This window comes from Paenibacillus plantarum (assembly GCF_013141695.1).
In the GTDB taxonomy this organism is placed as follows: Bacteria; Bacillota; Bacilli; order Paenibacillales; family NBRC-103111; genus Paenibacillus_E; species Paenibacillus_E plantarum.
Genome location: NZ_WHNY01000064.1, coordinates 49,293 through 62,057, shown reverse-complemented (window position 1 = coordinate 62,057; position 12,765 = coordinate 49,293). Strand labels below are relative to the sequence as shown.

Here is a 12,765-nt window from a genome sequence, read left to right as displayed (position 1 = left end):
GTGTCAGGTACGCCCCTCATTTGTTCTGAAGCGCACGTTGTTGCTTGAAAATATCATAAATATCTTTGGTCATAATAATCTTATCCTTGTCCTTCTCATAAAAGGCTTTGTACCAAGCGTCCACTCGTATGCCTCCCGCTTTCTCCCAAGCAGCAATAGCATCCTTCTTCGCTTGCTCTGGCGAATAATTGGGTGTCAAAATGGCCTTCATCCAAATGTCGCCATCACCTACATCCACTTGCTTCATCGTGTCTGTAAGAATCTGCTGAAGATCTTTCGGCAGCTGCGGCATTTGCTCGGAATGCGTGGGACCTGCCATCTGCAAATTAAAATCGATGAAAGAAGAATTCGCTTCGAACATCTTCTTAACTTCCTGCTGCAAAGGGTCCTTCGTGTCCATTTTCTCTACACCGAAATAGCATTTACCTGCAAGTGTCGGTGAAGCTAGCATCCCGAAGTCACCAGAGGCGTAGTTGAATTCCGTTTTCCACTTATTCAAGTCCGTCACTTGCGGACATTGCCCTGGCGGCGTCTTGCTATGCACACCTTCGAACCCGTAGTACATCGTCTTCATAAACGTCTCCGAAGCTGCGAAATCGACATACTTCATAACCGCTTCGGGATCCTTCGTTTCGGCATTTACGACACCCGTCATTTGAATCGGATTCACAAAAATCGGATTAAACCGTCCCACAGGGGTTTCTGGGTAGGGCATAATAGCCAGCTCGGCATCAGGCACATTCTTTTTCAAGCCCACATAGAAATCGTTATAGAAGGTGATCGGCACATTAAACTGCTCCATATAGATGCCGATTTTCCCGTTCAAGAAATCCTGCTTCGCTTTGGATCCATTCTTATCGGTGTAAAAATCCTTGTCCACCAATCCCTCTGTGTACAGTCGCTTCTTGAAGGCCGTTACGGCTTGGATATTCTCCCAGCCATGAATGAGCTGATTGTCTTGCACAACGAACCCCGGATACGTAACGCCGAACATTTCGTTCAATGTTGCGACGGCGTTATAGGCGAGGGCAAGTCCATAGGTATCCTTTTCCCCGTTCCCATCAGGGTCCTGCTCGGTAAATGCTTTGGCTACCTGATACATCTCCTCGGTTGTCTGCGGAATGTTCAGATGCAGCTTCTCCAGCCAATCCTTGCGAATAAAAACGCCGCGCTGAGGAATCGTTTCGTTAATACGGCCGAATTGGTACAGCTTGCCATCGGTTCCCGTGCCTGCTTTGCGGAGTGCCGGATACTTCGTGAGCAGCGACTTGTAGGTTGTGCTGTAGCTCTCAATCATATCGTCGATGGGACGAAGCTGTCCCTGGTCGATCAACGGATTCTTGACATGCGGCGCATACTCCAGAATGAGATCTGGCGCGCCTCCACCTGCGAATAGCGTGTTCAGCTTCTGATCAGACTGCGTCCTTGGTAAAGGAATGAAGGTGACATCCACGGGACCCGCTTGATTCATCCATTTTGTCATGAGATTATTTTCAACCGTTCCTTGGCCCGAAGGAATGTTGCCACGATCATAGATCGTGACGGTAATCTTGCCCCGTTTCGCAGACTTCTGCGCGTCGGATTCTTGTGCATCCTTAGTATAGGTAGAGCAGCCTGTCATAATGGATATGATCACCACAGTGGTCATCAGTATTGGAAGGCGAGCTCGTTGGATTGGATTACGCAGCGTACTTCCCCCTCTCGTTGTCATTGTGTTTATCATACCATTATGTAGTTAATTGTAAGAAAATTGGGATAGTACGACATCTACGATTTATGGGAAAACGGATACGATTTTTAGATTGTGGGAGGGTGGGAAAAGCACGCATAGAAAAAATCCCCCATCGTCTAAGATAGACAAAGGAGGACACTAATGGGATGCTAATGGGACCCTACTGAGAACATATCAATTTCGCACGTTGCTAATCGGATCAGGACGAACCATCTTGCGGTAATCCTTCGGCGATAGGCCTGTTGTTTGCTTGAATAGTTTGGCAAAATAGTTTGGTAAATCGTACCCGACGACACCCGACACCTCGGTGATTTTCATATCCGTGTTCGCCAGCAGGCCCTTCGCTTTCTCCATCCGCAGTTCAATTAAATAATCAACAAAGCTGCGTCCTGTTTCTTTTTTAAACAAATGACTGAAATACGTTGCATTCAAATGCACCAGCGAAGCCACCAATTGAAGTGGCAACTGCTCCGCATAATGCTCCTCCATATATCGCGCTGCCTTCCACACGACATTCTCACTGTACTTTTCCTGCCACGCCGTAAAACTGCTCATAAAGCGGTCCAACTCCATGCCCGTCCACTGGGACACCTCGTCGTTCGTTCCACAGGCGTGCAGCAGCGCGATGCGCTCTGTCAATAACTGCGGGTTATACGCCATCTCAAACTGCTTGCGTGCCGTTTCCTGTAAAGCAAAGCTGAACGACAAGGCTTCCACCTTGCCATTTTCCAGTGATAATCCGTAGATATCCTTCATCAATTGGGCTAGATACAGCTTCATCTGATCGATCTGCCCTGCTAAAATAAACGCAATCGTTTGCGTACTAATAAGCTGCTGCTGCGCACGATTCGTCGATAACTGTTTATCGACCTGTGTATCGTTTTTGTCCTGTGCCGCAGTCATTGTTGTGCCCAACATGCTGCGCCCCGCCTCATATAGATCGGCAAGATCCTGTACGCCAGCTGCTACCCCTGCACAATAAGAGGACATCTGTAAGCCAAGTAACCGTTCCACCGTTTCACAAGCCGCTTCACAAATAAGCTGTTCTTCGAACGTATCCTGACAAAGCAAGGCAAACTGCCCATTTTCGATCAAGAACAACTTTCCATCCATGTGATATATGTCAAGCCATTCGCCGATCATGTTTAACACCGCAAACTGCAGTAACGGCATATCCCGCTTCGTATACTGTTTGTGTGACGGCATGAAGTCCGTGATCTGGAATAAGATCAATTGGCAATTAGCGAAACTCATTTCTAACTCCGCTGCTAATTCTGCACGATAGGGGAAGCGCAACAAGAGCCCTCTCAGCGTGTTCTCCAGCAATAAGGCGTGCTCCGTTTCCGCTTTGCGCAGATTCGCCTGTTTCTCCAATACTCGAACCTCAGCTTTATCTAACGCATCATAAATATCCTGCTTACCGCACGGTTTGATTAGCAAATCCATGGCCCCGTATCGCAATGCAGCTTGCGCATACTGGAAATCCTGAAATCCCGTTATGACGATAAATTCGATATGCGGGAACTTGAGCTTACACCGTTTCAGCAGCTCTAAGCCATCCATTAATGGCATGCGAATGTCCGTAATAACGAGATCCGGCTGCCTCTCAGCTATGAGGATTTCTGCCTCCTGCCCGTTCTCCGCCTCACCGCAGACATGCCAGTTGGTTTCAGAGCCTGTAATCATTTTGGCTAACCCTTTGCGAAATAATGGCTCATCCTCAACTAATAAGATGTGGTTCATCCACCTTTCCCCCTTCGAGAGACATCATCTGTTCACACGGTAATATCAAACGCATCCGCGTACCCTGCGGCAAGCGTTCGATTTCTAACCGATAGGGATCGCCATAGACCAAGTAAATACGACGTACAACATTCCGAACACCGATACTCTCCCGTTCCCTCTGATGATCATACACCGACTGCTCTTTCGTCAGACGTACAAACGTCTCCTCATCGATGCCGCTCCCATTATCCTCGATTTCAATTAGTAAATCAGCGCCTTGGCGGAAAGCACGAATCCATAACCGCTTGTTATCCGGCTGATCACGAAACGCGTGAACGAAGACATTCTCAACTAACGGTTGAAGGATCAACCTCTGCATGCCACAAGCCAATAACTCTTCCTCTGCTTCAATGGAAACGTGCAGCCCTTCACCGTGCCGCGCCTCTTGGATCGTCATATAATTGCGAATCTGCGTAAGCTCTTCCTGCAATGTACTTGGCGTTGAGACCGATTCCAATGAATACCGCAATAAATCAGATAAGCTTGTCACCAAGGAAGCCGTCTCCACATCGTCGTACAGGAGCATGATTTTCCAATAAATCGAATTCAGAGCGTTGTATAAAAAATGTGGATTCAACTGCGCCTGCAGCGCCTTAAGTTCCGCTTCCTGTTCACTTAGCTTGCTGACATACACTTCCTTAATCAACGATTGGATGTTCTCGACCATCCGATTGAAACTTTCCGCTAGAAAAGCAAACTCATCATTCGACGTTTTGGGAATTTCAACCTCCAAATTACCTCTGCGCAATTGATGCATGGCAGACACTAATCCGTGTAAAGGTTTTAACATCCTACCACTGAAAATGGAGACGCAGAGCGCCATCAACAGAACACTGACGAGCCCAGAAATGACAGCAACCTGATACACCATCCTGCCCTTTTCCTCGATATCCGCCAAGGAAATACCACTAACAAGCTTGAAAGATCGGGCTTCATAGGTGCTTTTCACAAACAAATAATCTTCATTTTCATTCCGCTCGATAAAAGACCGCTCCTGATTTTCCCATGCGGGAATAATCCCAGCCCTGCCCTGCGGCGCTCGACTATACAGCAATTTATTATATTGGTCGAAAATATACGCTCCCGTCGTCCTGCCAGCCATCAGTTTGTCTAAAGGGCTTGTCAGAAAAGACTCATCAATAATCATGACCAGCGTCCCGTATGCCGCTTGCTGCTTCGTCGATTTGAGCAAGCGGGTTGCGACCAGATTGCTTTTCTTCCCCGAAGGATCGGAGGAATCCGGAATATTTAATCGCTGCCACACGATCTCTGCTGAGGTCTGGTTCACACCCGTCTTCACCTTATTGTAAAAGTCAGGAAACGTGATCTGCATCGACGGATTCGTATGACTGAAGTAGTAATTATTCCCTTCCAAATCCACGATATATAACGCACGTATTTGCGGTGTTTCATTTTTCAATGGCAACAAAATTTCCGACAATTCACGTTCCAAAATAAATCTACGATAGGCTTTAGTCTCGCCCTCTGGTGGTTCCGCACGGATCCCTTGCACAATTTGCTCAACGCGGGGGTGAAAAATAATAAAATCAGTAATCCGATACATATCTTGGATTTTAAAGCCAATTTGCTCCATCGTCTGTTCACTGGTCGTTAAATACTGCTTACTGATCTCACTTTCAAACAAATTCAAATAAATGCGATACGAAATGTACCCAGTAATGAGGGAACAAAGAATGATGATGATCGACAGTGTCAAAATTAATTTCACTTTAAAATGCTGATTAATGTACTGTAGCACTTGTCGATGCTTCATCTACAGATGGCCTCCTGAATTGTGCCAAGTCTTTCCTGCGTAATAGTACCTACTAGTGTAATACATCCCCCTACCTGCTGACATCTATTTATTATCGAAAAACGGATACGATCTTTAGGTGTACGAAAAAAAACGCCCATGCGTATCGCATCGACGGTCAGTTAGTCTTATTAGAATTGACATTAGAATTGACGGTATACAACAGACTCATAATCGAGCCGCTTTTTATCAAGTTCACGTTGTTCACGATGCACCTGAAGCCAAGAACTGATACATACGACAACAATGCCAGCGAAGAGTAGAAACCCCAGCGCCTTCCACCAAAAACTGCCTGCGACAGAAGGATTGACCCCCATGATCAAAATTAGGACTGGAAGGAACCACATCATATTTCCGATATATATCCGAATCACTTTTCGTTTTAACAAGCTTCTCTATCCCCTAAAATGGATTCGCGTTCCGTATATCTTTCGCAGCCCCCTATCACTTTAGGACCGTCAATCTCTACTCAGCATTCGTCCAATTTGTGGAAATAGAAAAGCATCAATTAAATCGTGTTATTTGGCGTATCCACAACATCAGGATCCACTGTATTGGTACTTCCATTGAGTACATTCTGAACACTTCCAAAGCTATCCCCTGGCGAAAACGAGTTGGCTCCCGCAAAGATTTTGGAGGAGCTGGTAAGGTTAATTGCCAAAGTATCGCCAATCTGGACATTGGAACCCTGAGCGACATTGAGGATTTTGATTCCACCGTTAATAATTGCAGGCATGCTCCGGCCACTCCCTTCCAACTCTTAACCATTGTATGTGTTCAGGTGCCTATTGGTCACTTGTCGGTTGGATGGATCGCCTTATGAGCAGGAAGAAGAACAGGTCCTAATGAACCTGTTCTTCTTTCGTGGAACATTCATACTCGATAACAACCATCTGGTGGCACTCCAACATGTGCAGCTTCAATCATGGCGGCAAGCAAATCGAAGCTCAGTCCAGGATGGATCTCGTTCGCCTCTGACGGATGATAAGCCCAGCCGTGATGGCATTTGCAGAAAATCGTCACGGAATCCACATGGCCTAGCTTAAGCATTTCCTGAAACTGCCCCTTATCAAAACGTGCTCCAATCGGCGTTATTGCTTCCGAGGTGTGAAAATCAAGATGCACCTGGCGAAATCGCATGCGTTCTCTTCCTCTCTATTCCATAATTACACGATGTGCAACGCTTAAGTGGATGGGCTCAGTGTATACAGCAAGACATGACAAGCCTGCACGTATACACTTGGGCCAACTGCTCGGCGTGAAGATGCAATCGATATACCGTCAATGGTTCGGGATCACGACTAGGTATCTCTACGGTTTCCACATGCGCAGACAGCTTTAACGGTTCAAATCGTAACACGACACTCCCCTTCTCACCCAGCCAAGTTACCTCTCCACCTCTGATAACAGGCTTGTGGAAACTGATGAAATGCTCCGTTAAGCTCCTTTCTGCCTCACCTGTTCCCTCATCGAATACAAAATGATCCGTTAGCGTTAGCTCTGCTCTGGCTTCATCTTGGCAGACCTTCCACGCGAAGGACCGTTGGAAAAAGCGGATTCGCGCCTCCGGTCTATACGCTTGCGTCAAATCGAGTTCAAACCTGACAGCTCCATCATTCGTATCATTTTTCGTAACGATTGCCCTATATGCTTCACCGGCAGCCTGATGCTCACCATTGATGATAGGAACCGAGTGACCCCCAGATGATGCATGCAGGTGGTCATAGCGTTCTTTCCCGAAATATTCGCGGGTATATACCCCCATTCCGAGATCTGCCAACAGCGTATCGCCCTCGATATGGAGAATAAAATGCCCGAGGTCGTTATGGTTGTGAGGCTCGTTGTTATGTCCTCCTTTGGCGGAAAAGGCAAACAAGCCCTTCGCGGTTTCACGCTTATCCACCAACCAATCCGTACTGGCAAAGTATAAGGTCCCCTCTGCTCCTGGAGCATGCAGCCATTCGGTCTCTGTCCACATGATGTTGCGGAAAGTAAACGGCCAGCGGTAGCAATGATCTTCATGAAACGAAGGCACACTCGTCATTTTCGGCGGAGCGATGTCAAGTCTGCGGCACAAACGACTGATTAGTCCAGTAGCCGGTCTGAAGGTTGGCCTGCAATCGGAATAATTGATGCAGGAAGTATCGCTGAGTGCGACAGCTGCCGGGAATTCGGCAATCCGCTTAATTTTGTCCCCCTTTAACAAATCGATCGATCCGTTAGTAAACTCGTAAAGCATCTCTGCCCAATAAACAAAATACCCAAAACCGTACCTCCAGTATGCGAGCCCCTCCGGACAGCAGCCATCATCCCCATATCCCGCAAGGAAGCTATCCATGGCGCTCACAACCCGGTCCTGCATGCCAGCAAGTCGTTCCCGGTCATCGACTAGCAACAGCGCCGCCATACCGACGGCACCACTGCATACGGCTGACCAATTGTTCGTCTTTGAGGTCCAAATAAAATGGTGAGCACTTTCAAATACAGGCTGGAACACACGCTGCTCGATTTCTTGCTTCACTCGGTGCGTGACCCAGTCATTCAAACGGTCTCCTACAAGATACAGTACTTCTGCCAAAGCATGAGCCGTCTCAGCAGCGAACAAGTCCACATAGCGGTTCGGAGGGACACGCGCCGTCAACACTTTATCTATCGTATCTGGTAGATGCGCCGGTACAGCCCAGGCATACTCATTACATATTTCCCAGATCAGATTTTCCAACGTCATCTTATACGTATCGCTATTATCAAGCGCCATCGTCAAGGCAAGGGCAAGCAAGCGTCCTCTGCGTTCAAAATACGGCTTTTCAAATTCCTTGCGCGTTCCTGCCGAATGATACGCCTGGAAATCCGTGAAAGAAAGGAGAGGAACAGGCTCACGCCTGGCCCTCTCCGCTTCCTCATGAATTTCCTTAAGCAATCCTGCTAGATGCTGGGCTTCCAGCAGCTCCCTTCTTTTCGCTGGTGTCAAAGCCCCAGACGTCAGCGTTGTTGGCCTTGCTTGAACAGCTATTATCGCTTCTCTTAATTGATAGAACGGAATCATGGCGTTCTCCTTCTTGGTTCAACAGCAACGATCTGAGCTGATAAATCTAGTTGAACATTAACTGTTTGTACGGCTTCCTCGTTCCCAGCTTGATCAGTAGAACGATAAGAAATCGTGTGGAAGCCATCCGTATTGATCACTATCGGCACCAAATAGGGCTGCCAAGTCGCTCCTGCATCTTGACTATACACAATACTCGTCACACCAGAAGTCGCATCATACGCGGATAGTGTCACGGTAACCGGTTGGACGTACCATCCATTCGGTCCGTCCGGCTGCACTGGTGACAGTATAGCTGTTGTTATTGGTGCAACCTGGTCAAGACGAAGTGTGAGCGTCTTCGCTGTCTCCGTGTTTGCGGCAAGATCCGTTGAACGGTAACGGAAGTCAATGGCTCCGTTGTCTTGGTCGAGCGTGATTGGCGATGTGTACACGCTCCAAGTCGCTCCGCCGTCCAAACTATAGTTCGTTTGTGCTAGAGTAGACGAATGCTCGCCACGACTTAACTGAATCGTAACCGGATGCACGTACCAGTTATTTGTTCCATCCGGTTGGGCAGTAGTGATGGTTGCTTCCGTTATCGGTTCACGAAGCTGCGTAACCACGATGTCATCAAACTGCAAATTATCGAAGCCACCTGCATAGAACCCAATTGTTCCTGTCAAATTGTGTGCAGGATCGGAAGCTTTTAATTTGAGCACCCCATTGACGAATAGGGAGATATCCGCTCCGTTCACGATCAGCTCAAAGGTATACTCCGTATTCGGAGCCAAGTCCTCATAGTTCAGGCTAGTCTGTTTCACAGTCGCCCACGAACCGTTATAAAGAATCCATTGCGACGCACCGTCCACCGTCTTCCGGTATCCGATTCGGTCGCCGCTGCCGGAGACCAAGCGATCAAATATATATAACGTCGCTGCGCTCGGAATGGTGGCCGGTGTCTTCATTTTGAACGTCAAATTGTAGTTCGTAAACGAACGAGGGGATGTGGCTGACGCGCCTTTCAAAAGCCGGTACTTATGGTTGCCGTTCACCGTGATAATGCTACGATTCGGATCCACTGGCCAGCCGCCTCCACCGGATTCAAAATCCGTCTTCAGCAGAACGTCCGACACGATGATGTGGCTAGTCGCTGACGCTTCAGGCGTCTCGACCGATGTCACGGTAATGTCCACCTCACCAGCTCCGACGGCGGTAACCAAGCCGTTTGCATCGACAACGGCTACGCTCGGATTGCTCGATGTCCAATAAACAGCACGATTTACACTATCTGAAGGATCAAAGCTAACTTGCAGCTTCAGCTGTTCATCATCCCCGATATTCGCGCTGGTTCTATCTAACAGCAGCCCCGCAACCTTCGTTGTCGGTACCGACAGCTTGATGTCATCGAACAGCAGGTAGTCGAAGCCGCCTGCATAAAAGCCGACCGTACCAGATGGATTGTACGTCGCATCCGTCGCCTTCAGCTTCAGCACGCCACCCACATAGAGGCTGATGTCAGCCCCTTTTACAAGCAGCTTGACGTTGTACTCGGTATCTGGCGCTAAATCTGCGTATGGCAGGTTCACTTCCTTAACGGTCCCCCAGGCCTTATTATAAAGAAGCCATTTGGACGTGCCGTCCTCCACCTTGCGGTAGCCAACACGGCCCCCGCCGTTCGAACCTAGTCTGTCGAAGAAATAGATCGTTCCTAGACTTGGCATCGTTGGCGGTGTCTTCATCTTAAATGTTAGTTCGTAGTTGGTATATTCGTTCGGCGAAACCGCCGTCGCACCTTTCAGCACTTTATACTTATGATTGCCACCTATATCGATGACGGACCGATTCGGATCCACCGGCCAGCTGTTTCGCCCCGTCTCGAAATCGGTATATTCGTAAATACCGTCTCCGATCTCGACGTCAATCATGACTTCATCATGAAGCAGCGGATTTTCTGCTGAAGTGACTGTGATGACGGCTTGCCCGATGCCCGCCCCCTTAAGCGTTCCTTTGCTGTCCACTTTGACCACACTTGAATCACTGGACGTATAGAGCAGCTTTGGATTCGTTGCGTCCCACGGTAACACGGCCGTATGCAGCTCATACGTTTTGCCGATGCCAATCTTCACATTTGTGTCGTAAGCCCGAACACCTTCTATTGGAATGGTATCTGGCGCCAGATACGGTCCCGCTTTGCCAATAATCCCTATGTCGTCAAAAGGAATCGAATGAAAGCCGGGAATTTGTTGGAAAACTGCAGCGTCGCTTTTCAAATTGAGATCGCCAGCCGCCAGATTCACAAAGCCAGGATCACTGTTCGTCACCCAGTTGTTCGCATACTGCAGCAGATTAAACTTATCGTACGCCCCTTGCGCGTTAGTGATGCTGCTGCGAGCCCTGGTAGGGTTATAGATCACATTATTCTCTAAGGTGTTCGTGGTTGGATAATACCGATTTTCCGTAAAGAAGTCCGCGAGCTCCGGATATTTGACCAAATACGGCGTACCTACAAAATTATTGTTTTGAGCAAACAACGTCTGCCATTTCGGCATGTAGTTCTTAGGGATCTGCTTATCTGGTGCGTCTCCTAGATAGATGTCGGCATAATCATAAGGTACTTCACTATCGATAAATAGATTATTCCGTTTCTTGATGTGTGCCCCACCGTTATTTTTAACTGCGGAGTTGCCCATTTTGTAAAAAATATTATCTTCAATCGTCAGCCCCATTGTGAAATTGTCTGGATAAACACCTTCTACACCAGCTTTGGATTCACCAATGTTGTGGAAATAATTTCCCCGAATGACGGTTCCCCGCTGTTGCGGTGTCTCGCCTGCGTTCATATAGATGGCCCCCAGATCGGAGAACATTTTGCATACATCATAAATATTGTTGTACTCCACGAGGTGGTCATTGCCGAAGATCAAAATGCCCGGATGCGGCGCATCGTGAATTTCATTGTGCGATACACGGTTACCCACACCGGTCAGAATGACGCTTGGATTGTACGCCTTATGATAATAAGCAAAATCGTGGATGTGCGAATTTTCCACATAGTTGTTACCAGGCGCAAGCGTGACACGGCTGCCTCCGTTCAAAGTGACCGCCGTCCCGCCGATATGATGGATGTGACTGCTCGTTATTCCGTGATTCACCCCCGTTGCTGTCGCAAAATCATTGTATAACCATCGGCTAGGCGTATTAATCTGCACGCCGCCGTTTGTAAAGTTGCGGATTTCGCAGTGCGATAGCAGTACATGTTCTCCCCCCATAATCACCACAGCCGAATCGCGACCATTCTCCAGCGTCAGATCCTCGAATGTGACATAGGATGCCCCTACTGAATTTATCATCGGTGTTTTCAACATCGTAACGGTAATCTCGGGATGCTCCGCTTCAAACGATGCCGTCGGCAAGAAATACAAGACGCCCTGCGTACGGTCAATGTAATATTCGCCGGGCTTATCGATCTCTTCGAGCAAATTTTGCGCGAAATGGAAATCTGGGTACCAGTTTTTGAACAAGCCGCTCATTTCACCGTAGCGCAATGTAATCTGTTTATTCACTGTATCGATCGAAGTGATTTTGTTATACGACCATTCCCAGCTGTAACCGAAAATACCATCCAGCCAAATGTCGTCGGCATTCGTCCAGTATTGCGGCCGATCGTACGTGTAACTGAATGTCCCTCCTCGATCCTGCAAATCAGCATCCTTGCGAGTAGGCCCCGCATCAATGATGTCACCCATTTGCACCGTACCGTTATTCGGCCAGCGTGCAAGTGTCATGCCCTCGCCTGCCACGTACAGTTCCATAGGCGGAACCTGACTGACATCGTTCGCCTTGTAATAACCGTGTCGGCTCATTACGCCGTAATCCGAAATGCCGTGACTGCTCAGATCAACTTGCAGCACTTTGGTACGAGCGTCAGTACTAATGATCCGCTGCAGGATCGCCTGATCCGTAACTGGCGTGAACCAATTCTTCTCGAGCGATTGGCCGCCAGACAGACTTACCTTCTCGTTCGGATAGGCTTTGTACGTGATCGGACTGTCAGCCGTACCGGAGTCCTGCTGCTCGATCTGAAAGCTGGATGTTCGATTATACGTGCCGCCACGTAAATAAACGGTCACACCACCATCCGGCAAGCCCGTAGTGTTCTTCAACTGTCGAACGGCATCTCTAGCCTTCTCTAGCGTTCGAAAAGGCTCATTGATCCCGCCCGCATTGGAATCGCTTCCATCCGTGGCCACATAGAAGGCCGTTTCCGGTAATCCGGATTCGGCCTGAATAGCAGGTAAAACGAACAAATTCAACAAAATGGCGGTAATCGTGAGAATGATTGCTTTTTTTCTAAGCATATCTCTACATCCCTTCGCAAAATAAATTTTACTTGTTACTGGAGAGACG

General features: G+C 48.1%; 7 protein-coding genes and 1 pseudogene. All 8 read right to left on the bottom strand.

Annotated elements, in window-relative coordinates; translation table 11 throughout:
* Nucleotides 1–16: 16 nt before the first annotated feature.
* Nucleotides 17–1,711: an extracellular solute-binding protein gene (locus GC096_RS21555; RefSeq protein WP_171633077.1), complete on the bottom strand. Its 1,695-nt coding sequence runs from the start codon at nucleotides 1,709–1,711 to the stop codon at nucleotides 17–19.
* A 195-nt stretch (nucleotides 1,712–1,906) separates the two neighbouring features.
* The gene (locus tag GC096_RS21550; RefSeq protein WP_171633075.1) at nucleotides 1,907–3,475 is read right to left on the bottom strand and encodes a response regulator transcription factor; all 1,569 of its coding nucleotides are present in this window, start codon (nucleotides 3,473–3,475) and stop codon (nucleotides 1,907–1,909) included.
* The gene (locus tag GC096_RS21545) at nucleotides 3,453–5,291 is read right to left on the bottom strand and encodes a cache domain-containing sensor histidine kinase (RefSeq protein WP_171633074.1); all 1,839 of its coding nucleotides are present in this window, start codon (nucleotides 5,289–5,291) and stop codon (nucleotides 3,453–3,455) included. The genes GC096_RS21550 and GC096_RS21545 overlap by 23 nt, the downstream gene beginning before the upstream one ends.
* A 182-nt stretch (nucleotides 5,292–5,473) precedes the next feature.
* Nucleotides 5,474–5,719 (bottom strand): hypothetical protein, encoded by a 246-nt coding sequence (locus GC096_RS21540; protein ID WP_171633072.1) that lies wholly within the window; start codon nucleotides 5,717–5,719, stop codon nucleotides 5,474–5,476.
* Between the two features lie 119 nt (nucleotides 5,720–5,838).
* Entirely contained in the window at nucleotides 5,839–6,066 is a 228-nt protein-coding gene (locus GC096_RS21535) for a spore germination protein (RefSeq protein WP_057309976.1), read from the bottom strand.
* A 164-nt stretch (nucleotides 6,067–6,230) separates the two neighbouring features.
* Nucleotides 6,231–6,470 (bottom strand): annotated as a pseudogene (locus tag GC096_RS21530) (alpha-amylase family protein); the annotation flags it as partial.
* A gap of 58 nt (nucleotides 6,471–6,528) precedes the next feature.
* A complete protein-coding gene (locus GC096_RS21525; RefSeq protein ID WP_171633071.1) occupies nucleotides 6,529–8,376 on the bottom strand; it encodes a heparinase II/III family protein in 1,848 nt (615 codons plus the stop codon).
* Nucleotides 8,373–12,716 (bottom strand): OmpL47-type beta-barrel domain-containing protein, encoded by a 4,344-nt coding sequence (locus GC096_RS21520; protein ID WP_171633069.1) that lies wholly within the window; start codon nucleotides 12,714–12,716, stop codon nucleotides 8,373–8,375. Before GC096_RS21520 ends, GC096_RS21525 begins: the two co-directional genes overlap by 4 nt.
* Between the last annotated feature and the right edge of the window lie 49 nt (nucleotides 12,717–12,765).

What these genes read in the sequence shown, in the direction of transcription:
- GC096_RS21535 (WP_057309976.1), bottom strand. Translation starts at nt 6,066, where the DNA reads ATGCCTGCAATTATTAACGGTGGAATCAAAATCCTCAATGTCGCTCAG.
- GC096_RS21520 (WP_171633069.1), bottom strand. Translation starts at nt 12,716, where the DNA reads ATGCTTAGAAAAAAAGCAATCATTCTCACGATTACCGCCATTTTGTTG.
- GC096_RS21555 (WP_171633077.1), bottom strand. Translation starts at nt 1,711, where the DNA reads ATGACAACGAGAGGGGGAAGTACGCTGCGTAATCCAATCCAACGAGCT.
- GC096_RS21550 (WP_171633075.1), bottom strand. Translation starts at nt 3,475, where the DNA reads ATGAACCACATCTTATTAGTTGAGGATGAGCCATTATTTCGCAAAGGG.
- GC096_RS21545 (WP_171633074.1), bottom strand. Translation starts at nt 5,291, where the DNA reads ATGAAGCATCGACAAGTGCTACAGTACATTAATCAGCATTTTAAAGTG.
- GC096_RS21525 (WP_171633071.1), bottom strand. Translation starts at nt 8,376, where the DNA reads ATGATTCCGTTCTATCAATTAAGAGAAGCGATAATAGCTGTTCAAGCA.